Here is a 12,969-nt window from a genome sequence, read left to right on the forward strand (position 1 = left end):
CGTATTTATCACCACAGCATGTTACTATATTTAAAAACTTATAAAAAAGGGGGAATAAAATGTTTATATCATATCCTATGCTAATAATATTCAATCAAACCTCTATACTTATGAAAGATGTTTGTATGAAAGGTATGCCTAAAGTAAAAATGTTCATTAAAGATAGTGAAGATGGTAATTATACAGCTGATTATAAATTAGATTTTGAATAATCATATATAAAAACTTAAAAGTGTGTTGTTATAAAAATATTAATTATTATAACAACACACTTTTATTATATAAATATATTTTTTATTGCACATACTAACAATATAAGAAAGGAGTGATACTATGAATTTCAAAATGAATAATGGACTAAAAATAGCTTTAATAGTTCTAGCTGTAATTTTAGTTATTGCCATTCCCATTGTTGGTAGCTACAATAGCTTAGTCAATTTAGAACAAAGTGTTAATAAAGCAGAATCAAATATTGATACCCAACTTCAAAGGCGTTCAGATTTAATTCCAAACCTTGTTAACACAGTAAAAGGATATGCATCTCAAGAAAAAGATATATTTACTGATATAGCAAATGCAAGAAGTAAACTTGCTGGAGCCACTTCAGTAACAGAACAAGCAGATGCAGATAGCCAATTGTCTAATGCATTATCTAGACTTCTTGTTGTTGTTGAAAGATATCCAGACCTTAAATCAAATCAAAACTTTAGGGATCTTTCAGTACAGCTAGAGGGCACCGAAAATAGAATTGCAATTGCTAGACAAGACTATAATGCTGCTGTAACAAACTATAATACTAAAAGGAGAAGATTTCCTACCACAATTATTTCATCACTCTTTGGATTTCAAGAAAAACCTTTATATAAAGCTAGTGCAGGTGCAGTTGAGGTGCCTTCAGTAGATTTTAATCAACAATAAATATGAAATCTAAAGTATTAAAATTCTTATCTTCTCTTTTATTAATACTACTATTAAGCTGCAACTCCATAAGTTCAGCAATTTCTATACCAACTCAAACAAATCTTAAATATTTAAATGATTATGTTGGAGTTATAAAGGAGCCTGAAAAAGGAAATATATTAGGAATAGGAAGAGAACTTGAACTAAAAACAGGCGCACAAGCTACTATAGTAATTATTAACTCAACTAAAGGAACACCTATTGAAGATTATTCATTAGAGTTATTTCGTAGTTGGGGAATTGGCCAAAAAAATAAAGATAATGGTTTATTAGTTCTTATTTCTATTGATGATAAGACTTGGAGAGTTGAAGTTGGTAGAGGATTAGAAGGTGCTATTCCTGATGTTTTAAGTAATAGAGTTATGGAAACCTTAGCTAAACCAAGCTTCTTAGAAGGAAATTATAGTAAAGGTGTAATGAACTCCTATAGCACATTTTGTGATATAATTGCTAAAGAATACAATGTAACTTTAGATAAATCCTTACATCTTACGGTTCCTAGTTATGATAATACATCTGAAAGTTCATCAAGAGGTTTTGCATTTTCAGGAGGTATAATACTCATTTTATTTTTAATTGATATTATACTGAATGGTGGAAGAATTTCCTCAACTCTACTTCAAATAATATTTTGGAGTAATATTGGTAGAGGTGGGCCTCGAGGCGGATCTGGTGGCAGAGGGAACTTTGGTGGCTTTGGTGGAGGCTCTTCAAGTGGTGGAGGCTCTTCTGGAGGATGGTAAAAAGGACATACAAGAATCTTCAATTTCTTGTATGTCCTTCTTTATATTAATTCTCTTCTGTTGGACCATCTAGTACAAATTTATTAATGTATACAGCAGTATTATCAGCATTCTTTTGTATATTCTGCTAAGTGACTTGAAGGTTTCTTTGGAAAACTATTCTAGTTTAAAACTATGACACTTAGTTTCTGTATACACTTCTACATTATTTCCAGCTACTTGTATTTCCTCTAATGAGCATAAATTATTATCATGATACTTGCATGATTTTACAAAACATACCAAGCTATTACACTCCCCATCAGAATTTGTGTTGCTTGTAAGATCACTGTATAAAAGCCTATTTAAAAAAGATCCACAGCATGTTTCTTCATCTACTGCCGCAGCTTTTCCCCCTATATTAACTCTATTAGCATAACAGGTTCCACACTTATTATGTGAACAATTTGTAACACTACAATCTATTCTATTCATAACATCTTACCTCTTTCCACTAAAATATCTATCTAATAATCCTTTAAATGCTCTTCCATGTCTAGCTTCATCTTTACACATTTCATGAACAGTATCATGTATAGCATCTAGATTATTTTGTTTTGCTACTGTAGCAAGCTTTTTCTTACCTTCACAAGCTCCATATTCTGCTTCTACTCTAGCTTCCAAATTTGATTTAGTATCTGCAACTACTACTTCTCCTAATATTTCTGCAAATTTTGCTGCATGTTCAGCTTCCTCATAAGCAATTCTCTTATAAGCTTCTGCAACTTCTGGATATCCTTCTCTATCTGCTTGACGAGACATAGCAAGATACATACCTACTTCTGTACATTCACCCATAAAATTTGCTCTTAAATCATCAATTACCTCTGATGATAAATCTTTAGCAATTCCAATTCTATGTTCATCAGCCCATTGTAAATCACCTTTAATTTCTTCAAACTTTGAACTATCTACTTTACAAATAGGACAAACTTCTGGTGGTTCGCTACCTTCATGTATATAACCACAAACAGTACAAATAAACTTTTTCATTATCTTACCTCCTATATATTCTTCATTACTATTATTCCTATCTTTCCATTTAATAATTCTATTTGCCAAGAAAAAAAGAGAAATTGTTCTACAACTTCTCTTTGAATCTTATTATTCTATTTTCTACGCCCATATATTTAATATTGCTAATATACTAACCACTATAATTGTTATAAAAGAACATACCATTGATATTATAGTAAGCTTCATAGCCTTCTTACTCATAACTTCATTTTCTTCTTCTGACTCTCTTACTCTCTTTGATACTTTTCTTAAATATATATATAAAGAAATATTAATTGCTATCATAACAAAAATTATTGATATTAATAAAATCTTCATTATAAATCCTCCTCTTATTGTAACATAATTAATTTCAAAAACATTATATCATCTACATTCACATTTATCCATACATTCAATATATACTGTAATATCTCAAGAAAATAGGAGGTTATAATGGTAAAGCTATACATCTACAAATTATTCTATCTTCTACAAAATCCATCATCTAATTTAAAGAAATTATCATCCCATATAATGAATGATAATATTTTAAAAGAAATTTCTCTACAAAATAAATATAAAGATAAAATAAGAAAGACCTTTGGGTATAATATTCAAAATGAAAAATATAAAATAGAAAACATAGCTATAGAGAAAGAAAAATCAATATTCCGAGTAAAAATTTCGACTATTCATTCTTTTAACTATATTAATAGCAAAGTTAAAACCAAGTCTTCTGAAAGACTGTACTTTATCCTTATTTTAAAAAAAGTAAATAGACTTTGGACTATATTAGATATGTGCAATAAAGATATGTTTCCATCTACATATGATAAGCTTTCAAAAAGATATCTATTTAATAATATTAAGGAATGCCTTGACTTAGACTATAGATTACACTTTTTAGAAAAGCAATTATCTTCTCTTAATTCTTTTCTTATAGACTATAAAAGAATTATTATGACCTCAAACGCACCTATCCTTTTTAGGGGAGGCATTTATAATGCTAAATTAGCTAGCGAATATGCTCAAAAACATGCTTTAAACTATAATACTAAATATAAAAGCTTTGATAACTCTGGAGGAGACTGTACAAATTTTGTATCTCAATGTTTACATGCAGGTCATATTCCAATAACAAATAGTTGGAGACCTTACAGCACTTCTTGGATAAGAGTTATTGAATTATATAATTATCTTATCAAAAATGATATTGGTGTTGATATAACCTCAAAACACCCTTATAAAGAAGGTGATATAATACAATTTTACGCTAATAACAAAGGATACTTTTCTCACTCTGGTGTAATAACTAAAGCTCTTGGCTACGGTGAATATTTATATTGTTGTCATAGCTATGATAAGCTAAACTTTCCTCTTAGTGAAATATTTCCTTTTATCTACGATAAAATACGTGTAATTCAACCAAAATAAAAACGGGAAATTAATCTCCCGTTTTTATACTCTATATACCTTCTTCATCTTAAATTTCTTATTTGCTTTCTTTTGGTTTGCTTCTTTTAATAATCTCTTCTCTCTATCATTAGTAGATTCCTGATAATCACTGTTACTCATTATTTCTTCAGGAAAATATCCGCTTATATTTTCTTCCTTTGTCTCTACACCAATAACTTTATAAATACCAAACTTCCTGATTAAAGTAACTATTCCTTTTCTATATTCTACATCTAATAAACTTAAATCTTTTTTTTCTTTTCTATATCTACATATACAAATAAAAATATATACATTTTCTAAATCATTTAAATATCTACTACCAATCATTCTAAATGTACAAATTGTCTTTTCTTTTTTCTTCTTTGAAACAAAATTATCTTCAATATATTTTTCTATAGTTTCTTTCTTAGTGAAACTAAGACCTAACACTGATGGCAAATCTGAAATAAAACCTATTCCAAGTAATACAAGTAATATTACTAAGATGATTATAGCCTGACCTATCCACAAATGCTGTAGCATTGCTTCACCTCTTTTCTTCATTGATTAATTACATAATACTATAACACTTTTCCTACTTCTATAGTATAGATATTTTATTAAAATATCCATAATACCAAGTAAAAAAGATAGCCTTTAGCTATCTTTTTGCAAAATAATCCTTAAGAATTTTTTTATCTAAGTTATTAATTTCAAAATTATCTATATCATTTACATTAATCCATTTTGCTTCTTTGTAGTTCTTATCCAAAGTTATTTTTTCTTTTAGTATACCTAAGTATACCATAGCACTTTCATCTTCATTTATAGAATATTCATTTATAGGCTCTAACTCAAAAACAATAGATTTTAATATATCCTTAACACCTCTATGTATTGTTTTCTCATGCTCTTCCTTACTTCTCTTCTTTTGATTTAAAAGAGACCATTCTTCAATTTGTCCTCTTTTAACCTTTTTCTTAAGCAATAACACGTTATTAAAATCATCTCTTATAATCAGGCTACAACTAACAACCTTGGACATAATGCTCACCCCTATTAATAAATTACTTTTTCTACATTTTATCATATTTTGACTAATTAAGCCATTATTTTGTTGTTTTTTTAATCTAAATAAAATTTTTAAAAAGTCATTTTAATTTGTAGAGTTCAAAATTAATTGTTATAATATGGATATAAAACATATTATTTATGATTAGGGGTGATTTAAATGCCATATATTAATTCTAAAGTAACAGTAAGTTTATCAGAAGATAAAGTTAATAAGCTAAAGGAAGAACTAGGAAAAATAATTTGTGACATTCCTGGGAAAAGTGAAAACTTTTTAATGATAGGTTTTGAAGATGACTACACACTTTATTTTAAAGGCGAAAAACTTAAACTTGGAGCTTTTATAGAAGTAAAAATTTTCGGCAAAACCTCAAAGGATTCATTAAATATAATGACAAAGCACTTATGTGAATTATTCACTAGAGAACTTGGAATACCTGGTGAGACTATATATATCAAGTATGAAGAAGTTGATAATTGGGGATGGAATGGCGCTAATTTTTAGTATACCTATTAAAATTAAGAAGCATAGTTTGTACTATGCTTCTATTTATATTATTCTTCCCATCCTAAACTTCTCTCTACAGCTTTTTTCCACTTAGAATAAAGCTTATTTCTATCTTCCTCTACCATGTTTGGATAATACCTTTCACTTTCATACCATCCCTTTGATAGTTCATTTCTATCCTTCCAAAATCCTACTGCTAATCCTGCAAGATAAGCTGCTCCCAACGCTGTAGTTTCTGTTATTATTGGTCTAGAAACTTCTACATTCATAATGTCTGATTGAAATTGCATTAAAAGTGTATTTCTACTTGCTCCACCATCAACTTTTAACCTTTTTATCTTTATATTTGATTCTTTTTCCATTGTCTCCATTACTTCTTTTGATTGATAAGCAATAGACTCTAGAGCTGCACGAATTATATGGTTTTTATTAGTTCCTCTTGTTAAACCAAAAATAGTGCCTCTTGCATACATATCCCAATAAGGAGCCCCTAATCCAACAAATGCAGGTACCAAGTAAACTCCTCCATTATCTTTTACTTTACTAGCAAAATATTCGCTATCACTTGCATCACTTATCAATTTAAGCTCATCTCTGAGCCATTGAATTACTGCTCCTCCTACAAATACAGAACCCTCTAGTGCATATTGAACCTTATCTTCAATGCCAATTGCAATGGTTGTAAGCAAACCTTCTTTACTTTCTACCAATTCTTCTCCTGTATTCATTAATAAGAAACATCCAGTACCATATGTATTTTTAGCCTCTCCCTTATTAAAAGCAGTCTGACCAAATAATGCTGCTTGTTGATCTCCAGCAATTCCTGCAATAGGAGCTCTCCATTCTCTTAAACTCGTATAACCATATACTTCTGAAGAATTTTTAACCTGTGGTAACATAGATAGTGGAATATTAAAAATCCTTAATAATTCCTCATCCCACTTTAATTCTCTTATGTTATATAACATAGTTCTTGAAGCATTTGTATAATCAGTAACATGCACTTCTCCTTCTGTCATCTTCCAAGTAATCCATGTATCAACTGTTCCAAATAATAACTCTCCTTTGTCAGCTTTTTCCCTAGCACCTTCTACATTATCTAAAATCCACTTAATTTTAGTTGCAGAAAAATATGCATCAGGAATTAAACCTGTTTTCTTTTGTACATATTTATCTATTCCACTATCCTTCAATTGGTCAATCATCTTTGAAGTACGTCTACATTGCCATACAATTGCATTATAAATTGGTTCTCCTGTTGTCTTATCCCATACTATAGTAGTTTCTCTTTGATTTGTAATGCCTATTGCAGCTATATCTTTAGGGCTAATATTAATCTTTGCCATTACTTCTTGAAGTACACCATATTGACTAGCCCAAATCTCCATAGGATTATGCTCTACCCATCCCTCTTTAGGGTAAATTTGTGTTATTTCCTTTTGACTTATCCCTAATATATTTTGATTTTTATCAAATACAATAGCTCTTGAACTTGTTGTTCCTTGATCTAAAGCAATAATATATTTTTTCATAATTAATTTCCTACTCCTTTTATCAGATGGTGTAAATGTTTTCTTTAACTATAACTATTATATCAGAAATACTGGATGTTGACTCAAAATATTTGTCAGATGAAGGATACAAAAAAATAATTTACTCCTATAAAAATGGACTAGAGAATCTTTCCCTAGTCCACTGCATTATATTATTTATTTAATCAATAATCGTCTCTTAAACTCTACTCATATTAACATTCTTAAAACTAATTTCTTATTCTTATACCCCCCTATAACTAAATCATCTAAAATTGATATAATATAGCAAAAACTAACATAAGTAAAAATTCTATGCCACTTAATATATTTACTCTTCTTCTTAATCTAATGTACTCGATATGTGCATTTGAATCTTCACAATTACTCTCCATTATTCTCTTTAGCTCTTCTGATTTTTTACTGTATCTATAAATTGGTATTAATATCAACATTCCTACTACAAATAAAAAATAATACATATTCCATTACCTCCTTTATTTATATAATATAGTGGAAACTGCTCCTTAAATAGACTCTTAAATATAGGTACTAAAAGTAATAAAATCCCGTCAAAGGTCTCAAAAAATTCATCAACTGTCTTTTTCTCTTCCCCCTTGGCAGGATCTAAAATTGTAATTTTATTTTCTTTTATCTTGTGTATAATTACAAAGTAGCTTAAACCTTCCTTTGTAATTATTTATATTTACTCAATTGTAACATTTAATTCATTTAGTTCACAATTTGTGTGCCCTTCAAATTTCCTTATTGCAATAAATTATATTAATCTTCCTTATGCATCCTTCTTTTCTTTAATTTTCTTTTTATTACTTTATTTTCTATATAATCTCTAAAAATCCCCTCTCATAAAGGATAAAATCAAACTTTGATGATATCAATGAGGGGATATTGTCTTCAATTTTAGTAGATAAGTGTGTTACTTTTCGTACTCTTTCTAATGATGATCAAAGATAAGTCATTAATTTAACTTCAACTATTATAGCAGAAAAGCCCAAGCATACCATGCTCAGGCTTTTTACTAAACTATACATTGATTTCACTATGAATATCAACAGCATCCTTATTATCTTCTATGATTGGAGTAATATACTCATCAATAAATTCAACAACTTGGCTTGGGGCTCTACCAACAAACTTAGTTGGATCTATTATAGCTAAAATTTCTTCTTTTGAAAGATTAAAACTATCATCTGCAATGATTCTCTTAATAAGATCATTATCTAAACCTTCACCCTTAACCCTTTGAGCTGCAGCCATTGAATGTTCTCTAATTCTTTCATGAAGTTCTTGTCTATCTCCGCCTCTTTTAACTGATTCCATCATAATATTTTCAGTAGCCATAAATGGTAGTTCATTATTAACATGAGCTGCTATTACTTTATCATAAACAACCATATTTTCTGATATATTTATATAAAGATTTAATACACCATCTAAAGCTAAGAAAGCTTCTGCTACTGAAATTCTCTTATTGGCAGAGTCGTCTAAAGTTCTTTCAAACCATTGAGTTGAAGCTGTTATTGCTGGATTTAATGCATCAACTATAACGTATCTAGCAAGAGCTCCCATTCTTTCACTTCTCATAGGGTTTCTCTTATATGCCATAGCTGATGATCCAATTTGATGCTTTTCAAATGGCTCTTCCATCTCCTTCATATTTTGAAGCAATCTTAAATCATTTGAGAACTTATAAGCACTTTGTGCAACTTCTGATAATGTATTTAAGATTATTGAATCAAGCTTTCTTGGATAAGTTTGACCTGTTACTCCAAAGCTCTTATCAAATCCCATTTTTTCAGCAACCATTTTATCAAGAGCTTTAACTTTAGCTTCATCTCCTTCAAATAGGTTCATAAAACTAGCTTGAGTACCAGTAGTTCCCTTAACTCCTCTTAACTTTAAAGTTGATAATAAATGGTCTATATTCTCAATATCCATTACTAAATCTTGCATCCATAATGTAGCTCTCTTACCAACAGTAGTTAATTGTGCAGGTTGGAAATGTGTAAAGCCTAAAGTAGGCATATCCTTATATTGCATAGCAAACTTGCTTAATCTATCTAATACAGTTACTATCTTCTTCTTAACTAATAAAAGTGCATCTCTCATAATTATTACATCTGTATTATCACCTACATAACAACTTGTAGCACCTAAGTGTATGATTCCTTTTGCACTTGGACATTGTAATCCATAGGCATATACATGACTCATTACATCATGTCTTACTTCTTTTTCTCTCTTAATTGCATCTTCATAATTTATATTATTAATATGAGCTTTTAACTCATTAATTTGTTCATCAGTTATGTTTAAGCCTAATTCTTTTTCACACTCAGCTAAAGCAACCCATAACTTTCTCCAAGTTGTGAACTTCATATCATCTGAAAATATGTAACTCATTTCTTTTGATGCATATCTTGAATTTAATGGACTATTATATAAATTTCTCATCACTTGCCTCCATACGAATATATTTTTACTTTCTAGAAACATCATTCGTATTATATCATATATTTTTAAGTTTTACATTACTTTATCAAAAAAATATTTCACCTAGTAATATTTATGTTTTGTTTACATATAAATTAAATTAGAATAAACTTTTGATAGGAGTGAACTATATAATGTGTAAATTAAATATTTTCGATAAAATTTCCTTTTTAATTTCTCTTTTAGGTGGGCTCAATTATGGCATTCTTGCTTTAATAAATATCAATATTTTTTATATGCTTTCATTTGGTTCTGCCTTAATACTTAGAATTTTCTATTTTCTTATATTCTTAAGTAGCATTGATCTAATATCACTAGTATTTAGATGTAAATATATTTTTGAAAACAAATAAAAGGTTCCTCTTACGAGAAACCTTTTTGACATACTAGTCTTCTAAGTTTTCAATTAACTTAACTATTTCTTCAACAGCTAAAGCTTCATCATCACCGTTAGCAATAACGTTTATTACAGAATCCTTAGTTACAGCTAATGAAAGAACTCCTATTAAGCTCTTAACGTTTGCTTTCTTACCATTGAATTCTATGCTTACATCTGATTTGAAAGATGAAGCCTTCTTAACTAATAAAGTTGCTGGTCTAGCATGTAAACCAGTTCCATTCTTAACTACAACTTCTTTTGAAACCATTACATTCACCTCTTTAAATATTCTATAAGCTTTCACTTAACTTTTATTATTATATATGAGATTGAAAAGAATTTCAAGACTTTTATAAATCTTATCTTTATACCATAATAAAGTTTAGCCTATTTCTTATCTAGGTTGTACAATTAACTTAATTGCAGTTCTTTCTTCACCATCAATTTCTATATCAGTGAATGCTGGAATGCAAACGATATCTTTACCGCTTGGTGCAACAAAGCCTCTAGCGATAGCTATAGCCTTAACAGCTTGATTAATTGCGCCTGCTCCTACAGCTTGTATTTCTACAATATTTTTTTCTTTTATAATTGCAGCTAAGGCACCTGCAACTGAATTTGGATTGGATTTTGTTGATACTTTTAATACTTCCATTTCTATTTCTCCTCCCAGACCTACTAATCGTTTACAAAATAAAATATAATTACTTTCTCTATTAAATATATTCTATGTAAACTTTTAAAATCCTTTTTTTTATCTACTTTTTTTCCAAAATAATAATAAATTTAAAAGAGTTGTTAATATTGAATAATATTAACAACTCTGATTCTTTATTTTGCAAAATCTACTGCTCTAGTTTCTCTTATAACATTTATCTTTATTTGTCCTGGATATTCTAGCTGTTCTTCAATGCTTTTAACAATGTTATGTGCAAGTTCAACCGCACCTAAATCGTCAACATGATCTGGTTTAACCATAATTCTAATCTCTCTACCAGCTTGAATGGCATATGATTTTTCTACACCTTCATACGAATTTGCAATTTCTTCTAATTTTTCTAATCTCTTGATATAGGCTTCTAGAGTTTCTCTTCTTGCACCTGGTCTAGCTGCTGATATAGCATCTGCCGCTTGAACCAATATAGCTTCTAAAGATTGCATTTCAACATCGCCGTGATGGGCCGCAATTGCATTAACTACTATTGGTGACTCATGATACTTTTTAGCAAGATCTCCACCTATTAAAGCGTGAGGTCCCTCTTGCTCTTGATCTACAGCCTTTCCAATATCGTGTAGTAAGCCAGCTCTTCTAGCTAGAGTAACATCTAATCCTAATTCTGAAGCCATTAAACCAGCCAAATATGAAACTTCTATGGAATGTTTTAGAACATTTTGTCCATAACTTGTTCTATATTTCAATCTACCAAGTAGTCTTATAAGTTCTGGATGAAGTCCATGCACACCAGTTTCTAGTGCTGCTTGTTCTCCTTCTTCCTTAATGTCATTTTCAACATCTTTTTGAGCTCTTTCAACCATCTCTTCGATTCTTGCCGGATGTATTCTGCCATCCACTATTAACTTTTCTAGTGCCATCCTAGCAACTTCTCTCCTAATTGGATCAAAACTTGATAAGATAACTGCTTCCGGAGTATCATCTATAATTAAATCTACTCCTGTTAATGTCTCTAGGGTTCTAATGTTTCTACCTTCTCTACCTATTATTCTACCCTTCATTTCATCATTTGGTAAGGCTACTACATGTACTGTTGTTTCAGACACATGGTCTGCTGCACATCTTTGAATAGCAGTGGTAATGATTTCTCTTGCCTTTTTATCTGCTTCTTCCTTTGCCCTACTCTCGATGTCCTTAATCATTAAAGCTGCATCATGAGATACTTCTTTACGAACTTCTTCTAAAAGGATTTGTCTTGCTTCATCAGATGATAACCCAGAAACTCTTTCAAGTTCTTCTCTTCTTTGATTATAAACTTCTTGAACCTTTTCCTCCATTTTTTGAACTTCGTTCACTCTCTCATTTAGTGCATCTTCTTTCTTTTGTAAAGAGTCACTCTTTTTATCTAAAGACTCTTCTCTTTGTATTAATCTTCTTTCAAGCCTTTGAACTTCATTTCTTCTTTCTCGTGAATCTCTTTCACAATCAGTTCTTAATCTATGAACTTCTTCTTTTGCCTCCAAAATAGCTTCTTTCTTTAAAGCTTCTGCTTCTTTCTTTGAATTTTCTAAAACAGTTGTAGCTTCTTTTTCAAGTAATTCTATTTTCTTTTTTGATGCTGCTTGAATCGTTTTATAAAATACTATTCCTAAAACTAATAAAACAACAATGTCTATTAATATTATCATATACGTTTGCACGTAAACACCTCCTAGCTTGTAAACTTTCTATTATAAGTAAACAAGAAAGCATAGTAGGTATCATATAATTCTCACTGTTTATAGGAATATGATAAACCAGTATTTGTTATTATTTTATCTGAAAAATCAAATTATGTCAAGTTAGCACGTCTTTATAAGTATTCCCTTTATTATATTATCAATACACTATTTTACTAGCTTTTCCTCTTGTTTTCTATTTTTTTCGCTCATTATGAAAACCTTTTTATTATTATCCATTTTTCATATTTTTTCGCTATTATCTACTTTTATTTTCTTTACATATAATATACAATAAAAAAGGGGCTGTATCAAAATAAATTTGATACAATCCGATAAAAAGAAAGAAGAGAATTCATGAATTTGAATTCTCTTCTTTCCGTATAATATTAATAT

General features: G+C 29.6%; 18 protein-coding genes. 6 read left to right on the top strand and 12 right to left on the bottom strand.

What is annotated here, in order from left to right; all coding sequences use genetic code 11:
- Positions 1 to 59: 59 nt before the first annotated feature.
- From KIB46_RS02780 to KIB46_RS02790, 3 genes are all read left to right on the top strand, one after another.
- Entirely contained in the window at positions 60 to 212 is a 153-nt protein-coding gene (locus KIB46_RS02780; RefSeq protein ID WP_291670708.1) for a hypothetical protein, read from the top strand.
- Between the two features lie 133 nt (positions 213 to 345).
- Complete coding sequence (locus tag KIB46_RS02785) at positions 346 to 918, top strand: LemA family protein (protein ID WP_291670735.1); 573 nt, start codon at positions 346 to 348, stop codon at positions 916 to 918.
- A gap of 2 nt (positions 919 to 920) precedes the next feature.
- Complete coding sequence (locus KIB46_RS02790; RefSeq protein ID WP_156559374.1) at positions 921 to 1,703, top strand: TPM domain-containing protein; 783 nt, start codon at positions 921 to 923, stop codon at positions 1,701 to 1,703.
- A 156-nt stretch (positions 1,704 to 1,859) separates the two neighbouring features.
- On the opposite strand, the gene KIB46_RS02795 is transcribed toward KIB46_RS02790, so the two are convergent.
- The 3 genes from KIB46_RS02795 to KIB46_RS02805 all read right to left on the bottom strand — a co-directional run bounded on the left by KIB46_RS02795 (position 1,860) and on the right by KIB46_RS02805 (position 3,077).
- On the bottom strand, positions 1,860 to 2,177 hold the full coding sequence (locus KIB46_RS02795; RefSeq protein ID WP_156559372.1) for a DUF1540 domain-containing protein: 318 nt from the start codon (positions 2,175 to 2,177) through the stop codon (positions 1,860 to 1,862).
- A gap of 6 nt (positions 2,178 to 2,183) precedes the next feature.
- Positions 2,184 to 2,735 carry an NADH peroxidase gene (locus tag KIB46_RS02800; RefSeq protein WP_156559370.1) on the bottom strand — a complete coding sequence of 184 codons (552 nt, stop codon included), beginning with the start codon at positions 2,733 to 2,735 and terminating at the stop codon, positions 2,184 to 2,186.
- Between the two features lie 123 nt (positions 2,736 to 2,858).
- A complete protein-coding gene (locus KIB46_RS02805; RefSeq protein WP_156559368.1) occupies positions 2,859 to 3,077 on the bottom strand; it encodes a hypothetical protein in 219 nt (72 codons plus the stop codon).
- A 117-nt stretch (positions 3,078 to 3,194) separates the two neighbouring features.
- On the opposite strand from KIB46_RS02805, the gene KIB46_RS02810 reads away from it, so the two are divergent.
- Positions 3,195 to 4,175, top strand: coding sequence for an amidase domain-containing protein (locus KIB46_RS02810; protein WP_291670712.1), 981 nt, complete (start codon positions 3,195 to 3,197; stop codon positions 4,173 to 4,175).
- A 24-nt stretch (positions 4,176 to 4,199) separates the two neighbouring features.
- Here the strand turns inward: KIB46_RS02810 and KIB46_RS02815 are convergent, their stop codons facing one another.
- Positions 4,200 to 4,721: a hypothetical protein gene (locus KIB46_RS02815; protein WP_156559364.1), complete on the bottom strand. Its 522-nt coding sequence runs from the start codon at positions 4,719 to 4,721 to the stop codon at positions 4,200 to 4,202.
- 118 nt (positions 4,722 to 4,839) lie between these two features.
- On the bottom strand, positions 4,840 to 5,223 hold the full coding sequence (locus tag KIB46_RS02820; protein WP_156559362.1) for a hypothetical protein: 384 nt from the start codon (positions 5,221 to 5,223) through the stop codon (positions 4,840 to 4,842).
- Between the two features lie 186 nt (positions 5,224 to 5,409).
- On the opposite strand from KIB46_RS02820, the gene KIB46_RS02825 reads away from it, so the two are divergent.
- Positions 5,410 to 5,754, top strand: a complete 345-nt coding sequence (locus KIB46_RS02825; protein ID WP_156559361.1) for a phenylpyruvate tautomerase MIF-related protein — start codon at positions 5,410 to 5,412, stop codon at positions 5,752 to 5,754.
- A 50-nt stretch (positions 5,755 to 5,804) separates the two neighbouring features.
- Here KIB46_RS02825 and glpK read toward each other — a convergent pair whose 3' ends face one another.
- The 4 genes from glpK to purB all read right to left on the bottom strand — a co-directional run bounded on the left by glpK (position 5,805) and on the right by purB (position 9,764).
- Positions 5,805 to 7,289 (bottom strand): glycerol kinase GlpK, encoded by a 1,485-nt coding sequence (gene glpK / locus KIB46_RS02830; RefSeq protein WP_291670716.1) that lies wholly within the window; start codon positions 7,287 to 7,289, stop codon positions 5,805 to 5,807.
- 269 nt (positions 7,290 to 7,558) lie between these two features.
- On the bottom strand, positions 7,559 to 7,771 hold the full coding sequence (locus KIB46_RS02835) for a hypothetical protein (protein WP_291670719.1): 213 nt from the start codon (positions 7,769 to 7,771) through the stop codon (positions 7,559 to 7,561).
- Entirely contained in the window at positions 7,750 to 7,989 is a 240-nt protein-coding gene (locus KIB46_RS02840) for a cysteine peptidase family C39 domain-containing protein (RefSeq protein WP_156559391.1), read from the bottom strand. Before KIB46_RS02840 ends, KIB46_RS02835 begins: the two co-directional genes overlap by 22 nt.
- 344 nt (positions 7,990 to 8,333) lie before the next feature.
- The gene (gene purB / locus KIB46_RS02845) at positions 8,334 to 9,764 is read right to left on the bottom strand and encodes an adenylosuccinate lyase (protein ID WP_291670720.1); all 1,431 of its coding nucleotides are present in this window, start codon (positions 9,762 to 9,764) and stop codon (positions 8,334 to 8,336) included.
- Between the two features lie 173 nt (positions 9,765 to 9,937).
- Here purB and KIB46_RS02850 point away from each other — a divergent pair, with 173 nt between their 5' ends.
- A complete protein-coding gene (locus tag KIB46_RS02850) occupies positions 9,938 to 10,156 on the top strand; it encodes a DUF378 domain-containing protein (protein ID WP_156559353.1) in 219 nt (72 codons plus the stop codon).
- A gap of 33 nt (positions 10,157 to 10,189) precedes the next feature.
- On the opposite strand, the gene KIB46_RS02855 is transcribed toward KIB46_RS02850, so the two are convergent.
- The 3 genes from KIB46_RS02855 to rny form a co-directional block, all read right to left on the bottom strand.
- A complete protein-coding gene (locus KIB46_RS02855; RefSeq protein WP_027097561.1) occupies positions 10,190 to 10,450 on the bottom strand; it encodes an HPr family phosphocarrier protein in 261 nt (86 codons plus the stop codon).
- Positions 10,451 to 10,576: 126 nt separating this feature from the next.
- On the bottom strand, positions 10,577 to 10,837 hold the full coding sequence (locus KIB46_RS02860) for a stage V sporulation protein S (RefSeq protein WP_027097560.1): 261 nt from the start codon (positions 10,835 to 10,837) through the stop codon (positions 10,577 to 10,579).
- Between the two features lie 176 nt (positions 10,838 to 11,013).
- Positions 11,014 to 12,555 (bottom strand): ribonuclease Y, encoded by a 1,542-nt coding sequence (gene rny / locus KIB46_RS02865; protein WP_291670725.1) that lies wholly within the window; start codon positions 12,553 to 12,555, stop codon positions 11,014 to 11,016.
- Positions 12,556 to 12,969 lie beyond the last annotated feature (414 nt).

Source organism: Clostridium sp. (assembly GCF_018372875.1).
Lineage (GTDB): Bacteria > Bacillota > Clostridia > Clostridiales > Clostridiaceae > Clostridium.

Bases quoted from the DNA above. Each gene is read 5' to 3' on its own strand.
- KIB46_RS02855 (WP_027097561.1), bottom strand. From the start codon at position 10,450: ATGGTTTCAAAAGAAGTTGTAGTTAAGAATGGAACTGGTTTACATGCT.
- KIB46_RS02800 (WP_156559370.1), bottom strand. From the start codon at position 2,735: ATGAAAAAGTTTATTTGTACTGTTTGTGGTTATATACATGAAGGTAGC.
- KIB46_RS02825 (WP_156559361.1), top strand. From the start codon at position 5,410: ATGCCATATATTAATTCTAAAGTAACAGTAAGTTTATCAGAAGATAAA.
- KIB46_RS02810 (WP_291670712.1), top strand. From the start codon at position 3,195: ATGGTAAAGCTATACATCTACAAATTATTCTATCTTCTACAAAATCCA.
- KIB46_RS02850 (WP_156559353.1), top strand. From the start codon at position 9,938: ATGTGTAAATTAAATATTTTCGATAAAATTTCCTTTTTAATTTCTCTT.
- KIB46_RS02815 (WP_156559364.1), bottom strand. From the start codon at position 4,721: ATGCTACAGCATTTGTGGATAGGTCAGGCTATAATCATCTTAGTAATA.
- glpK (WP_291670716.1), bottom strand. From the start codon at position 7,289: ATGAAAAAATATATTATTGCTTTAGATCAAGGAACAACAAGTTCAAGA.
- KIB46_RS02860 (WP_027097560.1), bottom strand. From the start codon at position 10,837: ATGGAAGTATTAAAAGTATCAACAAAATCCAATCCAAATTCAGTTGCA.
- KIB46_RS02795 (WP_156559372.1), bottom strand. From the start codon at position 2,177: ATGAATAGAATAGATTGTAGTGTTACAAATTGTTCACATAATAAGTGT.
- KIB46_RS02780 (WP_291670708.1), top strand. From the start codon at position 60: ATGTTTATATCATATCCTATGCTAATAATATTCAATCAAACCTCTATA.
- KIB46_RS02785 (WP_291670735.1), top strand. From the start codon at position 346: ATGAATAATGGACTAAAAATAGCTTTAATAGTTCTAGCTGTAATTTTA.
- KIB46_RS02820 (WP_156559362.1), bottom strand. From the start codon at position 5,223: ATGTCCAAGGTTGTTAGTTGTAGCCTGATTATAAGAGATGATTTTAAT.
- KIB46_RS02790 (WP_156559374.1), top strand. From the start codon at position 921: ATGAAATCTAAAGTATTAAAATTCTTATCTTCTCTTTTATTAATACTA.
- KIB46_RS02805 (WP_156559368.1), bottom strand. From the start codon at position 3,077: ATGAAGATTTTATTAATATCAATAATTTTTGTTATGATAGCAATTAAT.
- KIB46_RS02835 (WP_291670719.1), bottom strand. From the start codon at position 7,771: ATGTATTATTTTTTATTTGTAGTAGGAATGTTGATATTAATACCAATT.
- purB (WP_291670720.1), bottom strand. From the start codon at position 9,764: ATGAGAAATTTATATAATAGTCCATTAAATTCAAGATATGCATCAAAA.